At 32.6% G+C, this 24,076-nt stretch carries 22 protein-coding genes; 13 read left to right on the top strand and 9 right to left on the bottom strand.

What is annotated here, in order from left to right; genetic code table 11:
* Positions 1–2: 2 nt before the first annotated feature.
* A complete protein-coding gene (gene aroB / locus HHX25_RS12425) occupies positions 3–1,070 on the bottom strand; it encodes a 3-dehydroquinate synthase (RefSeq protein ID WP_169673843.1) in 1,068 nt (355 codons plus the stop codon).
* 95 nt (positions 1,071–1,165) lie between these two features.
* Here aroB and HHX25_RS12420 point away from each other — a divergent pair, with 95 nt between their 5' ends.
* The gene (locus HHX25_RS12420; protein ID WP_169673840.1) at positions 1,166–2,341 is read left to right on the top strand and encodes a proline dehydrogenase family protein; all 1,176 of its coding nucleotides are present in this window, start codon (positions 1,166–1,168) and stop codon (positions 2,339–2,341) included.
* Position 2,342: 1 nt separating this feature from the next.
* On the opposite strand, the gene HHX25_RS12415 is transcribed toward HHX25_RS12420, so the two are convergent.
* The 4 genes from HHX25_RS12415 to HHX25_RS12400 form a co-directional block, all read right to left on the bottom strand.
* Positions 2,343–3,413: a polysaccharide biosynthesis protein gene (locus tag HHX25_RS12415; protein WP_169673838.1), complete on the bottom strand. Its 1,071-nt coding sequence runs from the start codon at positions 3,411–3,413 to the stop codon at positions 2,343–2,345.
* Positions 3,414–3,527: 114 nt separating this feature from the next.
* Positions 3,528–4,121: a sugar transferase gene (locus HHX25_RS12410; RefSeq protein ID WP_169673836.1), complete on the bottom strand. Its 594-nt coding sequence runs from the start codon at positions 4,119–4,121 to the stop codon at positions 3,528–3,530.
* Positions 4,122–4,126: 5 nt separating this feature from the next.
* Positions 4,127–4,498 carry a hypothetical protein gene (locus tag HHX25_RS12405; protein WP_169673833.1) on the bottom strand — a complete coding sequence of 124 codons (372 nt, stop codon included), beginning with the start codon at positions 4,496–4,498 and terminating at the stop codon, positions 4,127–4,129.
* A gap of 38 nt (positions 4,499–4,536) precedes the next feature.
* Positions 4,537–5,736 carry an alanine dehydrogenase gene (locus HHX25_RS12400; protein ID WP_169673830.1) on the bottom strand — a complete coding sequence of 400 codons (1,200 nt, stop codon included), beginning with the start codon at positions 5,734–5,736 and terminating at the stop codon, positions 4,537–4,539.
* A 205-nt stretch (positions 5,737–5,941) separates the two neighbouring features.
* On the opposite strand from HHX25_RS12400, the gene HHX25_RS12395 reads away from it, so the two are divergent.
* Entirely contained in the window at positions 5,942–8,371 is a 2,430-nt protein-coding gene (locus tag HHX25_RS12395; protein WP_169673827.1) for a TonB-dependent receptor domain-containing protein, read from the top strand.
* Here HHX25_RS12395 and HHX25_RS12390 read toward each other — a convergent pair.
* The 3 genes from HHX25_RS12390 to porX all read right to left on the bottom strand — a co-directional run bounded on the left by HHX25_RS12390 (position 8,368) and on the right by porX (position 11,242).
* Positions 8,368–8,973 (bottom strand): hypothetical protein, encoded by a 606-nt coding sequence (locus tag HHX25_RS12390; RefSeq protein ID WP_240964521.1) that lies wholly within the window; start codon positions 8,971–8,973, stop codon positions 8,368–8,370. The two genes, HHX25_RS12395 and HHX25_RS12390, sit on opposite strands and share 4 nt — an antisense overlap.
* A gap of 207 nt (positions 8,974–9,180) precedes the next feature.
* Complete coding sequence (gene tsaE / locus HHX25_RS12385) at positions 9,181–9,606, bottom strand: tRNA (adenosine(37)-N6)-threonylcarbamoyltransferase complex ATPase subunit type 1 TsaE (RefSeq protein WP_169673823.1); 426 nt, start codon at positions 9,604–9,606, stop codon at positions 9,181–9,183.
* Between the two features lie 82 nt (positions 9,607–9,688).
* On the bottom strand, positions 9,689–11,242 hold the full coding sequence (porX, locus tag HHX25_RS12380; RefSeq protein WP_169673819.1) for a T9SS response regulator signal transducer PorX: 1,554 nt from the start codon (positions 11,240–11,242) through the stop codon (positions 9,689–9,691).
* 264 nt (positions 11,243–11,506) lie between these two features.
* Between porX and HHX25_RS12375 the strand changes: the two genes are divergently transcribed.
* The 8 genes from HHX25_RS12375 (at position 11,507) to HHX25_RS12340 (ending at position 19,321) form a co-directional block, all read left to right on the top strand.
* Positions 11,507–12,727 (top strand): HD domain-containing protein, encoded by a 1,221-nt coding sequence (locus HHX25_RS12375; RefSeq protein WP_169673816.1) that lies wholly within the window; start codon positions 11,507–11,509, stop codon positions 12,725–12,727.
* 141 nt (positions 12,728–12,868) lie between these two features.
* Positions 12,869–13,894 carry a UDP-3-O-(3-hydroxymyristoyl)glucosamine N-acyltransferase gene (gene lpxD, locus HHX25_RS12370; RefSeq protein ID WP_169673811.1) on the top strand — a complete coding sequence of 342 codons (1,026 nt, stop codon included), beginning with the start codon at positions 12,869–12,871 and terminating at the stop codon, positions 13,892–13,894.
* Entirely contained in the window at positions 13,881–15,287 is a 1,407-nt protein-coding gene (locus HHX25_RS12365) for a bifunctional UDP-3-O-[3-hydroxymyristoyl] N-acetylglucosamine deacetylase/3-hydroxyacyl-ACP dehydratase (protein ID WP_169673808.1), read from the top strand. The genes lpxD and HHX25_RS12365 overlap by 14 nt, the downstream gene beginning before the upstream one ends.
* A 2-nt stretch (positions 15,288–15,289) precedes the next feature.
* Positions 15,290–16,075 (top strand): acyl-ACP--UDP-N-acetylglucosamine O-acyltransferase, encoded by a 786-nt coding sequence (lpxA, locus tag HHX25_RS12360; protein ID WP_169673805.1) that lies wholly within the window; start codon positions 15,290–15,292, stop codon positions 16,073–16,075.
* Between the two features lie 37 nt (positions 16,076–16,112).
* Positions 16,113–16,679 (top strand): elongation factor P, encoded by a 567-nt coding sequence (gene efp, locus HHX25_RS12355; protein ID WP_169673803.1) that lies wholly within the window; start codon positions 16,113–16,115, stop codon positions 16,677–16,679.
* 7 nt (positions 16,680–16,686) lie between these two features.
* On the top strand, positions 16,687–17,631 hold the full coding sequence (locus HHX25_RS12350) for a UDP-3-O-(3-hydroxymyristoyl)glucosamine N-acyltransferase (protein WP_169673800.1): 945 nt from the start codon (positions 16,687–16,689) through the stop codon (positions 17,629–17,631).
* Between the two features lie 103 nt (positions 17,632–17,734).
* Positions 17,735–18,607 carry a succinate--CoA ligase subunit alpha gene (gene sucD, locus HHX25_RS12345; RefSeq protein ID WP_169673796.1) on the top strand — a complete coding sequence of 291 codons (873 nt, stop codon included), beginning with the start codon at positions 17,735–17,737 and terminating at the stop codon, positions 18,605–18,607.
* 138 nt (positions 18,608–18,745) lie between these two features.
* Entirely contained in the window at positions 18,746–19,321 is a 576-nt protein-coding gene (locus HHX25_RS12340) for a DUF4082 domain-containing protein (RefSeq protein ID WP_169673793.1), read from the top strand.
* A 124-nt stretch (positions 19,322–19,445) separates the two neighbouring features.
* Here the strand turns inward: HHX25_RS12340 and HHX25_RS12335 are convergent, their stop codons facing one another.
* Positions 19,446–20,141 (bottom strand): DUF6970 domain-containing protein, encoded by a 696-nt coding sequence (locus HHX25_RS12335; RefSeq protein ID WP_169673790.1) that lies wholly within the window; start codon positions 20,139–20,141, stop codon positions 19,446–19,448.
* A 214-nt stretch (positions 20,142–20,355) separates the two neighbouring features.
* On the opposite strand from HHX25_RS12335, the gene fabG reads away from it, so the two are divergent.
* The 3 genes from fabG to HHX25_RS12320 are packed head-to-tail and all read left to right on the top strand — an operon-like array spanning position 20,356 to position 24,027.
* On the top strand, positions 20,356–21,102 hold the full coding sequence (fabG, locus tag HHX25_RS12330) for a 3-oxoacyl-[acyl-carrier-protein] reductase (RefSeq protein WP_169673787.1): 747 nt from the start codon (positions 20,356–20,358) through the stop codon (positions 21,100–21,102).
* A gap of 59 nt (positions 21,103–21,161) precedes the next feature.
* Entirely contained in the window at positions 21,162–23,198 is a 2,037-nt protein-coding gene (locus HHX25_RS12325) for a VWA domain-containing protein (RefSeq protein WP_169673784.1), read from the top strand.
* A gap of 13 nt (positions 23,199–23,211) precedes the next feature.
* Entirely contained in the window at positions 23,212–24,027 is an 816-nt protein-coding gene (locus tag HHX25_RS12320; RefSeq protein ID WP_169673781.1) for a prohibitin family protein, read from the top strand.
* The last annotated feature ends 49 nt before the right edge of the window (positions 24,028–24,076 follow it).

The raw sequence follows: 24,076 nt of genomic DNA, 5'->3' as shown, positions 1-24,076 counted from the left end.
TATTAATTAGCATAAAAACGAAAAGCGTTTACTATTATTTTGTCATCAACCAAGCAATCTATTTTTGGCTTGCCTATAGATTCTAAAAGCACAAAATTAATGTTGCCATGATTGTTCTTTTTGTCATATTTAAGTAATTCAATAATGGTAGGATATTCGTCTTCGCTAATTTCTACTTTACCATAATAATTGACAAATAAGTTTTTAATGTCTATTGTTGTTTGCTTAGGGAACCCCACCAATTCGGTAGAAATATAACAGGCTAAAACCATACCAACTATAATGGCCTCTCCGTGCAATAATGTTGTTTTATCAGGATTGCTCAAAAAATAGGATTCTATAGCATGACCGAGCGTATGACCAAAATTTAAGGTTTTTCTCAAATTATCTTCAAACGGATCATTTTCAACAACATGCTTCTTAATTAGTACCGATTCGTAAATTAAAGTGTCTAGATCATTTAAAGTTAATTTAGATAAATCCTTAAATTTATTCCAGTAAACTTCATCACTAATCAAGCCGTGCTTTAACATTTCTGCTAAACCAGAACGCATTTGGTTTTGTGGTAAAGTGTTTAAGTATGTCGTATCAATTAATACTAAATCTGGGTTACTAATAACTCCTATTTGGTTTTTCAAATGTCCTAAATCAACTCCTGTTTTTCCTCCTACAGATGCATCAACCATAGACAGCAGGGTAGTAGGCACATTAATATAAGCAATACCTCTCTTAAAAGTGCAGGCAACAAAGCCACCCAAATCTGTGATAACCCCCCCTCCAATGTTTATGAGCAGACTTTTTCGGTCTGCATCTAAATCAGAAAGTGTATTCCAAACACCAACACAAGTATCTATTGTTTTATTGATTTCACCAGATTCAATTTCAATAATTTCAACAACACTATTTGTTTCCAACTTTTCCAAAAAGTAAGGCAAGCAATGTTGATGGGTATTCTCATCAACCAAAACAAAAATTTTAGAAAAATTTTTCTCTTTAATGTGTTTGTTTAAAGGCTTATAACAAGCATCGTTGAAATGAATTGTACAATCGGTTGTAGTAATGGAATCCATAAAATAATTATCATTCTTTGAGGCTGCGAAATTAAGGAGATTTTATATAAAATGGTAGCATAGATATAATTATCTTTGGGAAAATTTTTTTACATATGGGTTCTCATCAATTATTTGACAATACAGAAGTTGCATTCTCGCTAAAGAATGATTCTGAATTAGAGCGCGCTTATTTTTTATTTAAAATGATATCTATCGAGCCTTTGGTAAAGATAGGTACGGCTGCTACAAACTTTGCTATTAAAGCGAATTTGCCAATTGAAGGTCTTATTCGTTCCACGGTATTCGATCATTTTTGTGGTGGAGTAAATGAAGAAGATTGCCTGCCTGTTATTGATAAAATGTTTGCAAGTGGTGTGAGTTCAGTTTTAGATTATTCTGTAGAAGGCAAAGAAAGTGAAAAGGAATTTGATGCCTCTATGGCTACGATTCTCAAGATTATTGATTTTGCTAAAAATATTGATGCGATTCCAATAGCCGTTTTCAAACCTACAGGCTTTGGCAGATTAGATTTATATGAAAAAGTTGGAAAAGGTGAGGTGTTAACCCAAAGTGAACAAAGGGAATGGGCTCATATTACAGATAGATTTGATGTTGTTTGTAAGAAGGCCAAAGAAAATGATATAGCCATTTTAATTGACTCTGAAGAAAGCTGGATGCAAAATGCTGCCGATGCATTAGTAACAACCATGATGCAAAGGTACAACACAGAAAAACCTATTGTATACAATACGTTGCAAATGTACAGACATGATCGACTAGAGTTTTTAAAAAATGAACATCAAAAAGCCAAAGAAGGCAAATATTATCTTGGTTACAAATTGGTTCGAGGAGCCTATATGGAAAAGGAAAACGATCGGGCTAAAGAAAAAGGGTATAGATCTCCTATTTGTGTTAGTAAATCTGCGACAGACAAGAATTTTGACGAGGGTTTAAAATATATAATAGATAACTTAGATTGCATCTCTTTATTTGCTGGCACTCACAATGAGAAAAGCTCATATCTGCTCATGGAATTAATGGCCAGTAAAAACCTAAAAAACAATGATAACCGTGTTTGGTTTGGTCAGCTATATGGAATGAGTGATCATATCAGTTTTAATTTAGCTAGCAAAGGCTATAATGTTGCTAAATATATACCCTTTGGACCTGTAAAAGACGTAATGCCCTACTTAATTAGGAGGGCTGAAGAAAATACCTCTGTTGCTGGACAAACGGGCAGGGAGCTAACACTTTTAACCAAGGAAAAGAAACGTCGAAAAGCACTATAATTTAAATATGTTTTTCTAAAATAGATTTAATTTCAAAATTAGACATGCTGGGTTTAACATCTGTTAATTCAGTAAAGTCAATGGTTTTAGTGCCAAAACCATCTTTAGGTTTGACTAACAAAATATTTTCATATTGAGTTGGTATTAATATTTCGTGCTCTGAAATGATATTTTCGTGTAGTTTTTCTCCAGGACGCAATCCCGTGATTTTTATTTCAGCTTTTTCAGCTACGTTATTACCGTAAAAAACTACCAACCTTTTTGCTAAGTCAATTATTTTAATTGGATCTCCCATATTAAAAGTAAACGTATTTCCCTCTTCATAATTAAAAGCCGCAATCTGCAGTATTAAAGTACAAGCTTTACTTTTGCTAATAAAATAACGTGATATACTACCGCTTGTAACTGTAAGCGGCATTCCAGACTCTATTTGTCTCTTAAAGAGTGGTAAAACCGACCCATTCGAACCCAAAATATTTCCAAACCGAGTCGTAATAAATCGTGTTTTTGATTTGATTGACAAACCATTCAGGTAGTTTTCTGCTATATACTTAGACATTCCCATAACGCTAATAGGGTTTACGGCCTTATCTGTAGAAATAAAGATGAATTTTTTAACATTATGTACTATGGATAAATCTGCTAATGATTTTGTTCCTAAGATATTGAGTTTAATAGCTTCATAGGCGTTTTCTTCCATTAAGGGTACATGCTTGTAAGCAGCCGTATGAAAAACCAGTGTAGGTTTATACATTTCAAAAAGATCTTGTAATGATTGTTCCTCTGTGATGTTTAGCAAGCGATAATCAATGTTATTTGTGTCCTCAAATTCTAAATCTTTTATAAGATCATAAAGGGGAGATTCCGCTACATCAACAAGGATAAGTTTTTTATAGCTACATGTTATCAAGTGTTTAGTAAGGCCACTACCAACAGATCCAGCCGCTCCTGTTATCAAAATGATTTCATCGCCAAAGTCAAAAAGATCTCTTTTTTTTTGTGTTTTTTTAGTAGGAAACAATCCAGAATCAATTAGTAATTGATCTATGTAATTAGAAGTGGGCTTATTCATTTCAGACTTTAACTTCGCTTAGACGTATATTTTGTAGGGTGAATTACATATGCAAAGTATGAATAATAATGCTTTGAGCCAAATAGCGTACAAAAAGAGGTATGCTTAACTAAACTATTTGGTAATAACTTTAATTATGGTAATACCTATAAGCTTTAGGTCAAAGAAGAAATTTCGCTTTCTAATATATTCCTTGTTATATTTTAATTTATCTGGAATAATCGTATTAATAAAAAAATCTTCAGGGTTTTCGGCAGCTTTTAGCAGTTCTACTTCATTTCTGTATTTTAAGGATGCTAATCCCGTAATACCAGGCCTCACAGCAAATATCTGCATATCATCTTCATTGTAAAAATTTACATAATAACGTAATTCTGGTCGAGGTCCTACAAAGCTCATATCTCCCTTTAGAATATTTATAAGCTGCGGGAATTCATCAATTTTATAGCGTCTTAAAAAATACCCTATCTTAGTTATTCTCGAATCATTATTACCTAATGTAAGCAGCCCCTTCTTTTGGGATTGTACGCGCATGGTACGAAACTTATAAATATTAAAATCTATATTGCTTTTACCAACGCGACCTTGAACAAATAGAACGGGGCCTTTTGAATCTGTTTTAATTAAAATAGCAATTAATATTAAAATAGGGGATAGAACACATAGACCTATTATAGAAAAAACAACATCAAAACTTCGTTTAAGCATGTTATCTATTCTATTTTTAAATTAGAGATAGTAGCTATACTATCGCAATTTTCAACAGTAAAAGCAATCTCTCTTTTTTCAAATTGTCCTTCAACAGCATATATACCACATGGTTTTTGCCTTGCATTGCTTTCAGAAAAATTAATACTTCCTTTTCTTAAAACATAATTTATAGCGACTGTATCTAAATTATGATGCTCTAAACTAGATTGAGTATGCGTATTATAAATGATTTTCTTTAAGCGAATGTTCTTTAAGACGCGAGCATCTGGGCCATAACTGCATGAGGTTTTTTTACCATTTAAAAAGAAGGCTAAAATTATTAATCCGATAGAAAATCCGCCCAGATAATAACCAACGCGCTGTATAAGTTTCATTTAATGTGTTTAGAGAAATAAATCAGAGTTGTAATCCATTAGAAGATAAGCAAATTAACATCACTAAAATCTAAATCGAACCAATCACCTACAGATTTACTAGTTAAAATTCCGTGGTAAAAATACAATCCATTTTTCAAACCTCTATCAAATCTCAAAGAATTTTCTATGCCGCCTTCTTCGGCTATTTTTAATAAATAAGGGGTGAAAAAATTACTGATAGAAACAGATGCCGTACGCGAATATCTTGCTAGAATATTGGGAACACAATAATGTATAACATCATGTTTAATAAATGTAGGTTTTTTGTGTGTTGTAACCTCACTGGTTTCAATACAACCTCCCATATCGATACTAACATCAATAACAATAGCTCCTTTTTTCATAGATCGTACCATATCCTCAGAAACAATTACAGGCGCTCTATTGGTCCCTCTAACAGCTCCTATCACTACATTACAGCGCTTTAAGGCTTTTGTCAAACTTTTTGGTGTAATGGTAGATGTAAAAAAGGGTCTGCCCAAATTCGTTTGTATGCGCCTTAGTTTTGTAATAGAATTATCAAAGACTTTTACATTTGCTCCAAGTCCAATTGAGCTTCTAGCGGCAAACTCTCCAACGGTACCGGCACCTAAAATAACAACTTCTATAGGTGGTACTCCACTAATGTTTCCAAACATAAGCCCATTACCGTCCTTAGTGTCCGATAATAATTCTGATGCTATCAACACAGACGCCGTACCAGCAATTTCACTTAGTGATCTAACAGCTGGGTAAGCACCATCTTCATCTCGGATAAACTCAAAAGCTAACGCTGTGATTCGTTTTGATGCCAGTGCTTCAAAATATTTTTTTGATTGGGTTTTTAGCTGCAGTGCTGATATCAATATAGTTTGCGGATTGATAAGTTTGATTTGCTCAATACTAGGTGGTTCTACTTTAAGAATCATAGGACACGCATATACTTTAGCTGTATCTTTAGTAATTTCAGCACCAGCTTCACTATAATCTTTATCACTAAAACTAGCACCGTTTCCTGCACCAGATTCTAATAATACTTTATGACCGTTACTAACCAAAGCAAATACCGCATCTGGTGTTAAACACACGCGTCTTTCTTGAAAAGCTGTCTCTTTGGGAATTCCTATAAATAGCTCTCCTTTGCTTTTAAGTAACTCCAGAGTTTCTTCCTGTGGTAAAAGTTGTTGCTTAGTAAAAGGCGAGAGTGGTTTAGACATGGTTAATAAATTAATAAAAAATCAAATTACAAATAAATTTTCTATTGTTAATAAAAACTCAAAATAATTATTTTAGTTTTTTAAAAGCTACTAGATATTAACATATAGATTTGGTGGGAATGTAAGAAAAAAATGATGATTGCTATGATTTTTCCTTAAAATGTTTTAAATTAATTATTTATAAGTTTGCACTACAAATAAATATATGATTAAAAATTTATTTTATCTTTTTTTTCTGCTATTTTCTCTCGCATCTTTTTCTCAAGAATATAGGTTAAGTGGTTATGTAAAAGATAATAAGAGCGCCCCAATAGCCTATGCCAATGTGTTAATCACTAGCATAGGAGGGACTGAAATGGCTAATGGAACTTCTACAGACGAAAATGGCTATTTTATAATAGAAAATTTAAAGACTGGTAGTTATATATTAAAGGTAAGTTTTCTAGGTTTTAAAGCTTATTCGACCAGGGTTGAACTTGATAGACATATTAAATTCAATACAATTACACTTAATGAGAATTTAGAAACACTTAATGGCGTCACTGTGGTAGCAAAAAGGCCAACAGTTAAACGCATGGTAGATCGTTTGGTTTTTAATGTTGAAAATTCTACGTTATCAAACGATAATATTTTAGATGTTTTAAAACATACACCAGGTGTTTTGGTGCATGATGGCACTATCACTATAAAACAATCGACACCTACTGTATATATAAATGATCGGCGCGTACATTTGTCTTCCAGTGAAGTACAGCAACTGTTGGAGGGAACATCTGCCAATAATGTAAAGTCTATCGAGGTGATTACAAATCCACCAGCAAAATATGAAGCAGAAGGAGGCGCAGTACTTAATATTATAACCAGTAAAAATATTATTGCTGGCTATCATGGAAGTGTTTTTGGGAATTACAGACAAGGGTCTGAATTTCCTAAATATACCTTGGGTACCAGTCATTTTTTTAAAACAAAGAAGCTTAACACTTATGTAAACTACAGTGCTAACCCCAGAAAAGATTTTAGGAATAATAACGAATCCATAAACTTTATAAATAGTAGTGGCCAAAATACTTCAAGTTGGGAAACAGATTATAAAAGAATTCGAAATAATGCCAATCATAATATAAATGCCAATATCGATTATGAATTGAACAAGAATAACAGTATTGGGTTTTCTTCTAATATGCTTGTTTCACCAAGAAATAATACAAAAACGGATGTGAATTCTATTACTGAAGTCTTTGGAAACCCCATGATTTTAGATTCCACATTCATAACAGAAAATAAACTAAGAGATGAAACCTTCAATTTTGCTTTTACTTTGGATTACATCCATAGATTTAAGAAAGTAGGAGAGAAGCTCTCTATAAGTGCGCACCATACCAATTATGATTTTTCGAGTTTCCAAAATGTAGATACCGACTATCTTTTTCCAGATAACAGCTTGATACGTAGTAACAGATTTCAAACATTTTCGAGCCAGATGATTAAATTGTATACGGGTCAGTTAGATTACGAATTACCAATAAGCAGCTCAGCACAGTTTGAAGCAGGAGGTAAGCTTTCTAATATTAACTCTGAGAGTATTTTAAACCAGTTTCGCTTTGTAAATGATATAAAAGAAGAAGATTTACAAAATTCTGACACTTTTTTATACAACGAAACGAATTACGCTGCTTATATAAGCTTTTCTAAAGATTGGGATCATTGGAGTTTTAAATCTGGATTAAGAGGGGAATATACAGATATTAAAGGGCGGTCATTATCAACCAATCAAAGTAGTGATAATGATTATTTAAAATTGTTTCCTTCTCTTTATCTATTATATAGGTTAAATGAAAACAACGAGCTTTATTTTAATTACAATAAACGTATTTATAGACCAAGGTATAGCCAATTAAACCCTTTCAAGTATTTTTTAAATGATAATGCCTATATAACTGGTGATCCAAACCTAATGCCTCAAATAGACGATGTTTTTACTTTAGGCTACACATTCAATGGCATCTATACGTTTGAACTTTATTATCGTAATGAAAATAATCCCACCCTAGAAATTGTATTTCAGGACAATGATACTAATGTCTTAAAGTATATTAATACCAATATTGACAGAAGTATTTCTTATGGATTAGACTTTACAACCTACACAAAATTAACGACTCATTGGAACCTATATGTTTTGTCATCTTTGTTCTATTACGAAAATCAGTTTTTTGCCCTAGAAAGCAACAATGAAATAGAGAAGAAAGACAAATGGACTGTCTATGGACAAATAATCAATTATTTTTCTTTTTTAAAAGATAAAAGTTTAACAGCGAATCTTTCCTTTTTATATATTTCGCCTATAGCAAATGGACCTTCTATAACAAGCAATCGATCTGGATTAGATATTAATTTAAGAAAAACCTTTTGGAAAAACAAGGCATCCTTAAGTCTAGGAATCACAGATATTTTTAATACGCAAAATTTCACCCAAACGACCAAATATTTAAATCAGGATGTCTTTTTAAATTCCAGAATAGAGAATAGATTGTTCACATTTGGATTTAATTACAAGCTTGGAAATTTTAAATTAAATACCAATAAAAAAGAAATTGATTTACAAGAAAGAGATAGGTTAAAAAATAGTGATTAAAAATATTCTTTTACTTTAGCCCAGAAGTTTTTAGGTGATATTTTAAACTCCTCTTCTAATTCTTCTAAAGTTTTATTGGCTTCATTAATCCTGTTGAAAATACGGGCCCTAATTAAGTAAATCGATGGTATAATAATCGCCATTACAGGTATCATATAAACTAGTTGAAACTCATCAAGGTAAGATTGCTCAGCATTAAAAAGTCCAAAAATTTGATATAAATACATTGCTATTGGTACTAATAAAGTATGATACCACCAATGTTTATTTGTAAAAAACCATATGAATAATAAAAATAAAGGTATCAACTTTCCCGTTAAAACCCACATAGCTGAATTTGCATTCTCATATAAATGACTGTTATAAGTAAACAAAAAAGTGTGCCAAACTTTCGTTTCAGGCACACTTTCATGTAAATAAAAAAGATAGGGGGTAATAGCTATAATTGTCGCTATTACACTACCTCCTATTAAGTTAATTTTACCTTTGTGGCGGAGGAGTGCATAGTTTCTTTTCGATTTTTGCTGTTTGTTGTCCATCTTGGTTAAAAGCATCAGCAGCTTGAGCCATAAACAACATTCCTCCGAGAATTGCGATTGCAATTAAGTACTTCTTAGTTTTCATTTTAATAGGGATTTATTAATTAATATACCCAAATGTAACTAAAGCCTATTTTGAAGTATTTGGCGAAATGTTAAAAAAATGTTAAAAACAAGCTTTTTTAAAATTTCTATTGTGGTTTTCCCGTAAAACTTCAAAGTTTGGAGTGTTTTTTATGTTATTTATTCGTATATAAGCTAATTGTTTTGTTAGTAAATCGCTTTATTATTTAGTTTTAAAATCCTATTACCAGCATATAATTCTAAATCTATTCTATCGAAATGATCATCTAAAATCGGTTTAATTTTTTCTGGCCACTCTATTAATTTCCAATGTTCGGAATCTATATAATCTTCTATTCCAAAATTATAAGCTTCTTCCAAATCATTTATTCTATATAAATCAAAATGATAAATTTTATCATTTAGTAATTGATACTCGTTTACAATAGAGAATGTTGGACTACTCACGCCATCATCACTGCCCAAAACTTTAGTTATGGCTTTTATTAACGTCGTTTTACCAACGCCCATATCGCCATAAAATAATAATGTTTTTGTTTCTACATTTTCAATGAGTTGTTTTGCAACATCCTCAACATCATTTAGTTTGTAACTAATTTCTAATTTCACCATATTTTACATACAATTATAAGTATAAAATGTCAAAAAAACAACAAAAAAACGCGTTTTGTCGGCGTTTTTTGCTTTTAGTGGATTATTTTGGATTAAATACGACAAATGGAATAATCATTTCTTCAAGAGAAACACCTCCATGCTGATACGTATTTCTAAAATAACTCACATAGTGGTTGTAATTATTCGGGTAAGCAAAAAACAAATCACTTTTTGCAAAGATATAAGAACTACTCATATTTATTGATGGTAAGTGCGCTTCTTTCGGGTTTTTAAAGACCAATACATCTTTGTCTTCATAGGTTAGACTCCTTCCTGTTTTATAACGAAGATTTAAGCTAGTATCTCTATCTCCAATGACTTTTGATGGATTCTTAACATTAATAGTACCATGATCTGTGGTTAAAATAAGTTTGAACCCTAAATATTGTGCTTGCTGTATCATTTCCAGAAGTGGCGAATTTTTAAACCAACTTAAGGTTAACGAACGGTAGGCCTTATCGTTTGAGGCCAATTCTTTAACAACTTCCATTTCTGTTTTGGCATGCGATAGCATATCAACAAAATTATATACAATAACAGTTAAATCATTATTCTTAAGCGATTTGAAATTATCGGCTAGTTTTTTACCGTTTTTAAGGTTCGTTATTTTATGATAATCATAATTTAAATGCGTCAATCCCAATCGCTTGATTTGAGCATCCAAAAATTCCGCTTCGTGCATATTTTTACCACCATCATCAGTATCGTTTTTCCAATATTCTGGGAATAATTTTTCCATTTCACTAGGCATTAACCCAGAAAAAATGGCATTTCGGGCATATTGAGTTGCTGTGGGTAGAATGCTAAAAAAGGCTTCTTCCTTAGTTTTTTTGTAATAGTTATTAATAACAGGTTCAAAAACTTTCCATTGGTCATAACGTAAATTATCAATAACAATTAAAACTGTTGGTTGCTCTTTACTAATCTCCGGGGTTATTTTTTCCTTAAAGAGCATGTGGGACATAATTGGCGACTCCGTATTTGGCTTAAACCAACTGGCATAATTCTTTTCTATAAACTTGCCGAATTGGATATTGGCCTCATTTTTTTGAGATTCCAAAATTTCAAACATACCTGCATCTTCAATATCTTCCAGTTGAATTTCCCAATAGATAAGTTTTTGGTACAAGTTTACCCATTCTTCATATGAATTAACCATAGACAAATCCATCGCAATTTTTCTAAACTCTTGCTGATAGTTTGAAGTCATTTTTTCGGATACCAATCGAGAATGGTCCAAATTCTTCTTTAAACTCAGTAAAATTTGATTAGGATTTACAGGCTTGATAAGATAATCGGCTATTTTGTTACCAATTGCTTCTTCCATAATGTATTCTTCTTCACTTTTTGTAATCATAACAACAGGAAGGTTGTCTTGTTTTTCCTTAATTTCATTTAGAGTTTCAAGACCAGTAAGTCCAGGCATATTTTCATCTAAAAATACGATATCAAAACTTTTTTCATCAATGGCATCAATAGCTTCAGTACCACTCATACAGGTTGTTACTTTATAATTGCGTTGTTCTAAAAATAGAATGTGAGGTTTTAGTAAATCAATTTCATCATCTACCCAAAGTATTTGTATTGTATTCATTCAAATGTTTTTAGTAATCATTTTTATTGTTAATTTTTTTTAATAATGTCTTTAATATAGAACTCATCTAATGAAGTAATTTAATAATTGGCTGCAAAATTCTCTTTTATCTCCACATTTTGCTTTTTTATTACTCCGTAACAATGCTATGCAGTTCAAAAAAATCCTCATTTGGGAATAAAATTGCTATTTTTCGCTTCAATCAAAAAAGTTTAAATCACTTCAATTATATTTGTGTCTACTAAACATTAACTTTTTTCAAGTTTGAACAAACTTAAAATATTAAACGACCCAATTTACGGATTTATTACTATTCCAAATTCGCTTATTTTCGATTTAATTCAGCATAGATACTTTCAGCGCTTACGCAGAATTACCCAAATGGGCATGTCTTATTTGGTTTATCCTGGCGCACATCATACCAGATTTCATCATGCCATAGGTTGTGTTCACTTAATGCAGCAAGCTGTTAATGTCCTTCGTTTTAAAGAGGTTACAATATCTGAAGAAGAAGAAAAGGGACTTTATGCTGCTATTTTATTGCACGATATTGGCCATGGTCCATTCTCTCATGCTATGGAACACAGTATCGTTAATGATGTATCGCATGAAGATATTTCGTTGCTTTTTATGGAGCAATTAAATGAAGAATTTAACGGAAGTTTAACGCTTGCCATCCAAATTTTCAAAGGAGAGTATCATAGAAAGTTTATGTGCCAGCTCATTTCAGGACAACTGGATATGGATAGAGCCGATTATTTAAAGAGGGACAGTTTTTATACAGGTGTTGCGGAAGGCAACATTAATAGTGAACGGCTAATCACCATGCTTAATGTTATAAACGATGAACTAGTCGTTGAAGAAAAAGGCATCTATAGTGTTGAAAAATTTATTGTTGCAAGACGCCTCATGTATTGGCAGGTTTATTTACATAAAACAGGGTTAGTTGCAGAACAATTATTAATTAGGGTTTTAAAACGCGCCAAAGAGTTATATAATAATGGTGTGACGTTAGCGGCTAGCAAGGCTCTATTATTCTTTTTAGAGAATAAAATAGCGCTTGATAACTTTGATGCAGACACTCTTGATATTTTTTCTCAACTAGATGATTTTGATATTATTTCGGCCATGAAACACTGGCAATATCATGATGACTTTGTACTCAGTAATTTAAGTAAAATGATAATCAACAGAGATTTGTTGAAGATCAAATTAAAGAACAAAATCATTAAAAAGAAAAACCTTGAAAAACACATACAGAGTTTAATCAATACATATAATATGAGCGAAGAAGAAGCTAAATATTTTGTGTTTACAGGAGAAATTTCTAATCAGGCGTATCAATTAAAACACCAAGGCATAAATATTTTACATAAGTCTGGTAAAATTGAAGATATCGTTAAGGCATCAGACCAACTCAATCTAAAAGCGCTATCAAAACCAGTAACTAAATATTATATCTGTTATCCAAAAGAAACATTATAACAGTCTTTTTTTATATACAAGAATATGACTATTAAAATGTTACAGCTCCTTAAGAAAACAATAAGCTTCTGCCCATGAAGAACTTTAGCACATTTTTCCTATTTTTGCGTCAATCAAACAAAAAACTACAAACTTTTTAGTGTGAAATTTACAGCACAACAAATAGCAGGAATATTAGAAGGAGATATTGTTGGTAATCCAAACGTGGAAGTTTCAAAATTATCTAAAATTGAAGAAGGTACTCAAGGTTCTTTAACATTTTTATCTAATCCGAAATATACGCAGTACATATATTCTACAAAGGCTTCGGTGGCCATAGTCAACAAAAGCTTTGTTCCAGAGAACGAAATCGACACAACGTTAATCAAAGTTGAAGATGCTTACGCGGCTTTTACCAAGTTGCTTGAGTATTATAATATGGTCAAGCTTAATAAAACAGGTATTGAGCAGCCTTCATTTATATCAGATTCTGCAAAATATGGTGATAATCTTTATTTAGGAGCATTTTCATATTTAGGCGACAATGTTAATATAGGTAACAATGTTAAAATATTTCCAAATGTACATATAGGAGATAATGTTGTTATTGGAGAGAATTCCATTGTTTTTTCTGGCGCTAAAATTTATTCAGATACCATAATAGGAGATTCCTGTGTGATAAATTCAGGGGTGATTATTGGGGCTGATGGTTTTGGTTTTGCACCGAATCAAGATGGTAGTTATAAAAAGATTCCTCAAATAGGGAATGTTGTTTTAGAAGATCATGTCGATATAGGAGCTGGTACCACCATTGATAGAGCTACCATGGGATCTACAGTCATAAGAAAAGGCGTTAAATTAGACAATCAAATTCAAATAGCCCACAATGTAGAAATTGGGAAAAACACTGTTATAGCAGCCCAAACAGGTATAGCTGGTTCTACCAAGGTTGGTGAAAATTGTATGATTGGAGGTCAGGTTGGTATCGCTGGTCATATTACCATAGGTAATAATGTTAAAATCCAAGCACAATCTGGAATTGCAAGAAATGTAAAGGACGATGAAGTGTTGCAAGGGTCTCCAGCACTTCCAATTAAAGATTACAACAAATCTTATGTGCATTTTAAAAACTTACCGAAGATTGTAAAAAATATTAATGATTTAGAAAAAATAAATGGGAATAGTTAATACTGAAATAAAACAAAAGACCATTAAAGATGAGATTTCTTTAACAGGTGTTGGTTTACATACAGGTAAAGATGTTACGCTTACTTTCAAGCCTGCAAACGCGAATGCTGGATTAGCTTTTAAACGAGTTGATTTAGAAGGAGAACCTGTAATTGAAGCAGATGCTAATTATGTGACTAACACACAAAGGGGGACCTGTTTAGAAAAAAATGGTGTAGCTATTCAAACCTCAGAACATGTACTTGCTGCATTGGTAGGTTTAGATATTGACAATGCTATTATAGAATTAAATGCCTCGGAGCCGCCAATTATGGATGGATCCTCTAAGTTTTTTGTTGATGCCATTGAAAAAGCAGGTATTGTAGAACTCGATGCCTTTAGGGAGGAGTTTGTTATCACGGATATTGTTTCATATACGGACGAAGAATCTGGAAGTGAAATTTTAGTGATGCCAGCTAAAGAATACCAAATAACAACCATGGTAGACTTTGGCACTAAAGTTCTAGGTACACAAAACGCTACCCTTAATAAAATTTCAAATTTTAAAAAGGACATTTCAAATTCGCGAACATTCAGTTTTCTACATGAAATCGAGATGCTTTTAGAGCATGGATTAATAAAAGGAGGTGATTTAAATAATGCTATTGTATATGTTGATAAAGCACTATCTCCTGAAACCATGGAAAAGCTAAGGGCAGCCTTTAAAAAGGATTCTATAGCTGTAAAACCAAATGGTATTTTAGATAATTTAACTTTACATCACCCAAATGAAGCAGCAAGACATAAACTACTGGATGTTTTAGGAGATTTAGCACTTATAGGGACAAGAATTCGAGGAAAGGTCATAGCCAATAAGCCTGGACATTTTGTAAACACTCAGTTTGCTAAAAAATTAGCTAAGATCATAAAAAATGAACGTAGAAATAACGTACCTAATATTGATTTGAACCAACCTCCTTTAATGGATATTATTCAAATCATGGCCATGCTTCCTCACAGACAACCATTTTTGTTAATCGATAAAGTGTATGAGTTAACGGATAACTATGTTACTGCTACAAAAAATGTGACTATGAACGAGCAGTTCTTCGCTGGCCATTTTCCTGGAGCACCTGTAATGCCAGGTGTCCTCATTGTAGAGGCTATGGCGCAAACTGGAGGTATTTTAGTACTTAACACTGTGCCAGATCCAGAAAACTATTTGACCTTTTTTATGAAAATGGATAATGTTAAGTTTAAGCAAAAAGTAATGCCTGGAGATACTTTAATATTTAAATGTTCGTTAATTACGCCTATTCGTCGTGGTATATGCCACATGCAAGGTTATGCCTATGCCAATGGTAAACTTTGTGCAGAAGCAGAACTAATGGCTCAAATCTCTAAAGTAAAATAAACATGAACCAACCACTAGCATACGTTCACCCTGGTGCCAAAATTGCTAAAAATGTAGTAATAGAACCATTCACAACTATTAACAATAATGTAAAAATAGGCGAAGGAACCTGGATAGGCAGTAATGTAACCATCATGGAAGGTGCCCGTATAGGTAAAAATTGCAATATTTTTCCTGGCTCGGTTATTTCGGCCGTTCCTCAGGATTTAAAATATAATGACGAGGATACCACTGTAGAAATTGGAGATAATGTTACCATTAGAGAATGTGTCACCATCAACAGAGGTACAGCAGATAGAATGAAAACCGTTATTGGTGATAACTGTCTTATAATGGCTTATTGTCATATTGCACACGATTGTATTGTTGGGAATAATTGTATTTTCTCAAATAATAGCACATTAGCAGGGCATATAACCATAGGAGACTACGTTGTTTTAGCAGGAATGACCGCCGTACATCAATTTGTATCTGTGGGGAATCACGCTTTTGTTACTGGTGGATCTTTAGTTAGAAAAGATGTGCCTCCTTATGTAAAAGCGGCTCGAGAACCTTTGTCGTATGTTGGTATAAATTCGGTAGGTCTGAGAAGACGTGGGTTTTCAACAGAAAAAATAAGAGAAATACAGAATATTTTCAGGATACTATATCAAAAGAATTATAATAATACTCAAGCTTCAGAAATTATTGAAGCAGAAATGGAAGCCACACCAGAGCGTGATGAAATCCTTCAGTTTATTAAAAATTCGCATCGTGGTATTATGAAAGGGTATTTCAAATCAAATTAACTAAAGCTAAACTAACGATTATACAAAAAAAGAATTTATGGCAACTACAAGTGACATTAGGAATGGGTTATGTATTAGATACAATCACGATATTTTCAAAATTATTGAATTTTTACACGTAAAACCTGGAAAAGGACCTGCATTTGTGAGAACAAAATTAAAGAGTGTTACTACAGGAAAAGTAATTGACAATACCTTTTCAGCAGGGCATAAATTAGATGACGTTCGTGTTGAGACTCATAAATTTCAATATTTATACAATGAAGGCGAGACATTCCATTTTATGAATACCGAAGATTATTCTCAAATAGAACTTCAAAAAAACACTTTGGACAATCCAGGTTTAATGAAAGAAGGAGAAGTTGTAACCGTTCTCATTAACTCTGAAGATGGCATGCCTCTTTCTGTTGACATGCCTGCTAGTGTAATCTTAGAAGTCACTGCAACCGAGCCAGGTGTAAAAGGGAATACTGCAACTAATGCGACAAAACCTGCTACCGTTGAAACTGGAGCAACGGTTAATGTGCCTTTGTTTATTAATGAAGGAGATAAGATAAAAATTGAAACCGAAAAGGGAACTTACAAAGAACGTGTTAAGGAATAATTTATAAATGAAATTTCCTAAACCCTATACCTTAAAAGACATTGCCCAATTAATTGATTGCACTTATGTAGGTGATGCAGATTTCTCTATTTTGGGAATGAATGAAATTCATGTGGTAGAACCTGGAGACATAGTCTTTGTCGATCACCCAAAATATTATGACAAAGCCCTCAATTCTGCAGCAACCATTATACTAATTAATAAAGAAGTCTCTTGTCCCAAGGGAAAAGCACTTTTAATTAGTGACGACCCTTTTAGAGATTTCAATAAACTCACAGACCATTTTAAGCCATTTCAATCTGCTAATAGCCAAATATCAAGTACAGCAGTTATTGGTAAAAATACAGTTATTCAACCAAATAGTTTTATTGGCCATAATGTCGTCATTGGAGATAATTGTGTCATTCACTCGAATGTAAGTATTTATGATGATGCAATTATTGGTAACCATGTTACCATTCATTCAGGATCTGTTCTGGGAAGCAATGCTTTTTATTATAAAAATAGACCTGAAGGTTATGATCGATTAAAATCTGGCGGTCGTGTTGTTCTAGAAGACCATGTAGATATTGGAGCAGGATGCACTATAGATAGAGGTGTCACTGCAGATACAACAATTAAAGCGGGAACAAAAATTGACAATTTGGTACAAATAGGACATGATACCGTTATTGGAAAAAAATGCTTGATTGCATCTCAAGTAGGCATTGCTGGCTGCGTGGTCATTGAAGATGAAGTGACTATTTGGGGACAAGTCGGGATTACTAGTGGTATAACTATTGGGAAGAAAGCTGTAATATCTGCAAAAGCAGGAGTTAGCAAATCGTTAGAAGGCGGTAAAAGTTATTTTGGAATTCCAGCAGATGATTTCCGCTCAAAATATAAGGAGATTGCATCCATAAAAAAGATTCCTGAAATACTTGAAATGTTAAAGGAACAAGACAAAAAATAGAGCATGGATTTTTCTTAAAATAAAAAGTACGTTTTTGCTTTAAAATTTTAATACAAAAAATTACATTTGCTCAATTAAATTAATAAAAGACAAATAATCACTTATGAGTGTTTTAGTAAATAGAGATTCAAAAATTATCGTTCAAGGATTTACAGGTAGTGAAGGAACTTTTCATGCTGGTCAAATGATTGAATACGGAACCAATGTTGTTGGTGGTGTAACCCCTGGAAAAGGCGGACAAACACATTTAGACAAGCCTGTTTTTAATACTGTTTTAGATGCTGTCAAAGAAGTAGGGGCAGATACAACCATTATTTTTGTACCACCTGCTTTTGCTGCTGATGCCATTATGGAAGCTGCTGATGCAGGTATTAAAGTTATTATTACAATAACAGAAGGTATTCCTGTTGCAGATATGATCAAAGCCTCCAGTTATATAAAAAACAAAGACTGTCTATTAATTGGTCCTAACTGTCCAGGAGTCATTACACCTGAGGAAGCTAAAGTTGGAATCATGCCTGGTTTTGTTTTCAAAAAAGGAAACGTAGGTATTGTCTCTAAATCAGGAACACTAACCTATGAAGCTGCAGACCAAGTTGTAAAACAAGGATTAGGTATTACTACAGCTATTGGTATTGGTGGTGATCCAATTATAGGAACAACAACTAAAGATGCTGTTCAATTATTAATTAACGATCCTGAAACTGAAGCTGTAGTGATGATTGGGGAAATAGGAGGCCAATTAGAAGCAGATGCTGCTAATTGGTATAAAGAAAGCGGAAGTAAAAAACCTGTTGTAGGTTTTATAGCTGGAGAAACAGCTCCTGCAGGCCGTACTATGGGTCATGCCGGTGCTATTGTTGGAGGAAGTGACGATACTGCTCAGGCTAAAAAGAAAATTATGAGAGCCTGTGGAATTCATGTGGTAGACTCACCAGCCGAAATCGGAAAGAAAGTAGCTGAAGTATTGGGATAAACCCCAGCACTTTTTAAATATATAAATCCGTTAACATTAATGTTAACGGATTTTTTTTGCAATAATAATTTCTAAAAAATGGGTAACAAAAACAAGACTTGATTGATATACTCGTATAAAGCTAAAAAAATAGAAATCATGAAAGCAAAAAAAATAGCATTAGGCTTATTAATTTTAGGGTTAAACTTTGTTAGTTGTTCTAAAAATGATGATAGCGTAGAAATTATTGAAAGTACTCCTGAATATCCAATGAAAACATTAATAGAAAATGGTATCATGGAATTGAATAACACCAAGGTAAATAGTCCAAATACTTTTGAGCTTGGGTATAAATTCAAACCATTTAAAAATGGGAAAATTACAGCATTAGGGGTTCGGGTTCCAGAGAATGATACTTATAGAATAACCTTATGGAATGTTGATACCGAAGAAATTTTAAAAACGATTAATGTGACGTCAAGTTCTGGACTGTTGTCATTTGAAGATATCGATCCTATAAACATAGAATCTGGAACATCCTACTTTGTGTCCGTGAATACAAATGATTATTATTCGTTTAATGATGGGGGTAATGTCATATTTCCAGCAGAAATCGATAATATTCTTATTACAGGTTATGGGTCATACTTTGGACAAAACCAAACATTGCCAGTTAATTTTGGAAACACAGCCTATTTAGGAATGGTAGACATTAAGTTTATACCCAACAATTAATGCTTGATTATTAAAATAAGGAACCATATAAAAAATCTGCCGACTTTATTAAGTTGGCAGATTTTAATTTATGAGCTGATTTGAACTTTTTTGCTTCAATCAAAAAATGATATTTTATTCCTCTCTAAGGAGCTCTGGTATATTTAATTGAAGTACCAAATCCATCAATATTCAATATAATCGTTTCACCTAACTCTGCAAGATTGGAAACATCAAAAGAAGTTGTCGCAGAAATAGAAGTTGGCTTTGTTAAGTTTTCTTTAATACTGAATTTTATACGCCTTTGTACAGGTATACTTTCCAGCACTTCTCCAGAATCTATCAATTTAACATCTTCTATTCTATCTTGAGTAGAAAGTATACTAAACGTAATGTCTAAGCAATTACCATTAATTTCTGCAGATGCTATAGGTGAGGCCTTGGTTTCCTCATAAAGTTTAGAGCTAATTAAGGTTCCTTTTTCGCAATTCCTATCAGTAAATAATATTTTATCAACGATAGCTTCATTAGTGAAATTTGGACAAGTATTTACTCCTGCAATCCCTCCAAACTCACAAACCTTATTTTTTTTACAATCATAAACACTAACAAGGTTATCTGCGCAATTTAAGCAGTTGTTTATTGAAAAAACGGCTTCTTGTTTATAGTAATATTGAACAATTTCTAAGCCATTAGCATAAGAGCTATTTACCAATTCTTTCAGCCATTCAATATTTTCAAGCGGGTCTTCCGAGCATATTTTAGAGGAAGGATTATCATCATCCGTTTTACATCCTAAAAATGACATTGATAGTAATAAAAAAAGAAAAGTGTGTTTCATAGTGTTTGGGTTTAATGTTTACCGTCTAATTTAATTAATGGATGCATTGAATAGATAAAGGTTGCGTAAAAGTATGATGTGATTTTATATCATTTTTTAATATAATACAACATTGTATTTCCTATATTTGAATATCGAATTTATTAATGAACTTCAAGAACGAAATACGCGATATGTATAATTGTGTTTTTTGTATCAAATTAAAAATATCTAAATGAAATTATTACAAGGAAAAACAGCCATAGTGACTGGGGCAAGTCGTGGAATTGGTAAAGGTATTGCTCAAGTATTTGCTGAACAAGGTGCCAATGTTGCATTTACATATAGCTCTTCTGTAGAAGCAGCAAATGCATTAGAAACAGAATTAAATGGCCTGGGGATAAAAGCAAAAGGATATCAAAGTAATGCTGCAAGTTTTGATGAAGCTCAAAAACTGGCTAGCGAAGTTGTTTCTGAATTTGGAAGTATCGACATTCTGGTAAATAATGCAGGTATTACAAAAGACAATTTATTAATGCGTATTAGTGAGGAAGATTTCGACACTGTTATAGAAGTAAACCTAAAGTCTGTTTTTAATATGACTAAAGCTGTACAACGTACCATGTTGAAGCAACGCAAGGGCTCTATTATAAACATGAGTTCGGTAGTAGGTGTTAAAGGTAATGCAGGGCAAACCAATTATGCAGCCTCAAAAGCTGGTATTATTGGATTTTCTAAATCGGTAGCCTTAGAGTTGGGATCAAGAAACATAAGAAGTAATGTGGTAGCTCCCGGATTTATTGAAACAGAAATGACCGCAAAGCTCGATGAGGAAATTGTAAAAGGATGGCGTGCTGGAATTCCTTTAAAGCGTGGTGGTACTCCAGAAGACATTGCAAATGCTTGTGTGTTTTTAGCTAGTGATATGAGTGCCTACGTAACAGGACAAACACTAAATGTTGATGGCGGTATGCTAACGTAATTTACGAACCGCGATTTTGTAATTTAAAAAATCGTCAATCAAAGACTGGTTTATCGTAAATGAAAACAGAAACTATTATTTATATTATAATTGCTGGGTTAATAGCTGTTTTTTTAGCTGTTTTTCAGTATTACAACAAGAAGAAAAGCATGTCTAAGTTGAACATGCTTTTCGTTTTCTTAAGGTCTCTTAGTATTTTTTCTATCCTTTTACTGTTAATAAATCCTAAGTTTGAGCAAATTAAGCTTTCTGTTGAAAAACCAAATTTGGTTATCGCCATAGACAACTCAAGTTCCATATCACATCTTAATCAAGAGACACAAGTTCTTAATTTAGTTGAGAAGTTATCCAATGATGATAATTTAAATGATAAATTCAATATAAATCTATATACATTTGGAGAAGTATTTAAGGTATCTGATGATTCCATTACTTTTTCAGAAAATCAAACAAATGTCAATAATGCTTTCAAACAATTATCTCAAATATATAGACAAACTACAGCACCCACATTAATAATTTCAGATGGTAATCAAACCTATGGTAACGATTATCAATTTGCAACATCAGTCTACAAACAAAATATTTTCCCTGTAATAGTAGGAGATACGGTTACATATACCGACCTGAAAATCCAACAATTAAACGTAAATAGGTATGCCTATCTAAAAAACAGATTCCCTGTCGAAACTATTTTAGTCTACAATGGAAATAATACCATAAATTCTCGCTTTGTAGTAACAAGGGGGCATACTACTGTTTATTCTGAATCGATCCGTTTTTCAAAAGAAAATAATTCCAGGGTTGTTAATTTTACATTGCCAGCAAATAGTGTTGGTGTTAGCAGTTACAAAGCTACTATTGTGCCTATTGACAATGAAAAAAACAAGGTAAATAATTCCAAAAACTTTGCAGTAGAAGTCATTGATCAGAAAACAAAAATCGCAATAATAAGTGGTTTTTCTCATCCAGATCTTGGAGTTCTCAAAAGAAGTATTGAAAGTAACGAGCAGCGCTCAGTAGAATTCCTGTCTTTAAAAGAAGCATCAAATCAAATAAATGATTTTCAATTATTTATAATAAATCAACCAAACTATAAGTTTAAGAATTTGTTTGAGGTTCTAGAAAAAGAAAACAAGAACCATTTTACAATTATAGGGACTAAAACCGATTTAAATTTTTTAAACAATATTAAATCTGGGTTTTCAAGTGAAATAACCAACCAAACCGAAAGTTATCAAGCAGAATTAAATCCCAATTTTTCACCTTTTATAGTTGATGATATTAACTTTGAATCATTCCCACCTCTAAATTCAAATTACGGACAAGTGTCTTTCAAAATACCATTTGAAGCCGTTTTAAATAAAAGTATTAATGGAATTTCAACTAACGAGCCACTTTTAGTGACTTATGAAACAAATGGTAGGCGGGAAGGGGTATTGTTTGGTGAAAATATTTGGCAATGGCGGGCACAAAGCTATATAAACAATAATGCTTTCAACCTATTTGATGACTTCATTGGAAAACTGGTTCAATATTTAGCTTCAAACAAAAGAAAAGACCGATTGAATGTAGATTACGAATCTTTCTATAATGGTAGTGGCAGTATTATAATTAAAGCTGAGTTTTTCGACAAAAATTATGCTTTCGATGCCAGGGAAACACTTAATATTTCTGTAACAGATAACATTTCTAAAGAAAAGAAAACATTTCCGTTTATTCTCAAAAACAATAATTTTCAAGTAGATTTAAGTAATTTACCGCCTTCCGAATATAACTTTACAGTAAGAGCCACTAACGAAAACATTGCTAGATCTGGGAGTTTTCAGATTTTAGAGTACAATGTTGAGCAACAATTTTTAAACGCCCATGTAACAAAGTTACAACAGTTAGCTACTAACAGTAAAGGTAAAAGTTATTTTATTGACCATACAGAAGATTTAACCAGCGATTTATTAAACGATAATCGCTTTGCATCCATTCAAAAAAGCAATAAAAATATCATACCTTTGATAGATTGGAAATATCTACTTGTAATCATCGCTTTGAGCTTAGGCTTAGAGTGGTTTATTAGAAAATATAACGGATTAATTTAAACTAAAATAAATAATGGAAAAATTACCAAAAATTGCATTACCAGTAATTATTGTTGCAATTATACTTGTTGTAGTATTAGCTAAATCGGCCGTAACCATAGGTTCTGGTGAGGCAGGAGTTCTTTATAAAACATTCGACAATGGTGTTGTTACAGATGAACCACCGTTAGGCGAAGGTTTTCATATCGTAGCGCCTTGGAATAAAGTTATTATCTATGAGGTACGTCAACAAGAGCTTTTCGAAAAAATGAAAGTACTTTCATCTAACGGATTGGAAATTCAAATCGATGCCTCAGCATGGTATGAACCTATTTATAAGGATTTAGGAAACTTACACCAATCATTGGGCGAAAACTATTTACAACGTGTTATCCAACCTGCTATCCGTAGTGCAGCTCGTAGTGTAGTGGGACGATATACACCAGAGCAATTATATTCTAGTAAACGTGACGCCATCCAAGATGAAATTTTTACTGAAACAAAAAAGATTCTCGATAAGCAATATGTGCAGTTAAATGAAGTTTTGGTGAGAGATGTTACATTGCCTAATACCATCAAAGAAGCTATTGAACGTAAATTGAGGCAAGAGCAAGAGTCCTTAGAATATGAATTTAGATTGGTTACCGCTGCAAAAGAAGCAGAAAAAGTAATTATTGAAGCACAGGGTAAAGCTGATGCGAATAAAATTTTAAGTGCTTCTTTAACAGATAAAATTCTTCAGGATAAAGGTATTGAAGCAACTATTAAATTATCGGAATCACCAAATAGCAAAGTTGTAGTTATTGGTTCTGGAGACTCTGGGATGCCAATTATACTAGGAAATCAATAAAAGTTTGAATTAAAAAAATCAGTATTTGAGTCATTATTTTAAATATTAT

Origin of the sequence: Flavivirga algicola (genome assembly GCF_012910715.1) — a bacterium.
Classification (GTDB): Bacteria; Bacteroidota; Bacteroidia; order Flavobacteriales; family Flavobacteriaceae; genus Flavivirga; species Flavivirga algicola.
The sequence above is the reverse complement of the archived record's forward strand: the minus strand, read 5'-3'. Positions and strand labels throughout refer to the sequence as shown.

Coding starts and splice junctions, on each gene's coding strand:
- aroB (WP_169673843.1), bottom strand. CDS start 1,070: ATGGATTCCATTACTACAACCGATTGTACAATTCATTTCAACGATGCT.
- HHX25_RS12420 (WP_169673840.1), top strand. CDS start 1,166: ATGGGTTCTCATCAATTATTTGACAATACAGAAGTTGCATTCTCGCTA.
- HHX25_RS12415 (WP_169673838.1), bottom strand. CDS start 3,413: ATGAATAAGCCCACTTCTAATTACATAGATCAATTACTAATTGATTCT.
- HHX25_RS12410 (WP_169673836.1), bottom strand. CDS start 4,121: ATGCTTAAACGAAGTTTTGATGTTGTTTTTTCTATAATAGGTCTATGT.
- HHX25_RS12405 (WP_169673833.1), bottom strand. CDS start 4,498: ATGAAACTTATACAGCGCGTTGGTTATTATCTGGGCGGATTTTCTATC.
- HHX25_RS12400 (WP_169673830.1), bottom strand. CDS start 5,736: ATGTCTAAACCACTCTCGCCTTTTACTAAGCAACAACTTTTACCACAG.
- HHX25_RS12395 (WP_169673827.1), top strand. CDS start 5,942: ATGATTAAAAATTTATTTTATCTTTTTTTTCTGCTATTTTCTCTCGCA.
- tsaE (WP_169673823.1), bottom strand. CDS start 9,606: ATGGTGAAATTAGAAATTAGTTACAAACTAAATGATGTTGAGGATGTT.
- porX (WP_169673819.1), bottom strand. CDS start 11,242: ATGAATACAATACAAATACTTTGGGTAGATGATGAAATTGATTTACTA.
- HHX25_RS12365 (WP_169673808.1), top strand. CDS start 13,881: ATGGGAATAGTTAATACTGAAATAAAACAAAAGACCATTAAAGATGAG.
- lpxA (WP_169673805.1), top strand. CDS start 15,290: ATGAACCAACCACTAGCATACGTTCACCCTGGTGCCAAAATTGCTAAA.
- efp (WP_169673803.1), top strand. CDS start 16,113: ATGGCAACTACAAGTGACATTAGGAATGGGTTATGTATTAGATACAAT.
- HHX25_RS12350 (WP_169673800.1), top strand. CDS start 16,687: ATGAAATTTCCTAAACCCTATACCTTAAAAGACATTGCCCAATTAATT.
- sucD (WP_169673796.1), top strand. CDS start 17,735: ATGAGTGTTTTAGTAAATAGAGATTCAAAAATTATCGTTCAAGGATTT.
- HHX25_RS12340 (WP_169673793.1), top strand. CDS start 18,746: ATGAAAGCAAAAAAAATAGCATTAGGCTTATTAATTTTAGGGTTAAAC.
- HHX25_RS12335 (WP_169673790.1), bottom strand. CDS start 20,141: ATGAAACACACTTTTCTTTTTTTATTACTATCAATGTCATTTTTAGGA.
- fabG (WP_169673787.1), top strand. CDS start 20,356: ATGAAATTATTACAAGGAAAAACAGCCATAGTGACTGGGGCAAGTCGT.
- HHX25_RS12325 (WP_169673784.1), top strand. CDS start 21,162: ATGAAAACAGAAACTATTATTTATATTATAATTGCTGGGTTAATAGCT.
- HHX25_RS12320 (WP_169673781.1), top strand. CDS start 23,212: ATGGAAAAATTACCAAAAATTGCATTACCAGTAATTATTGTTGCAATT.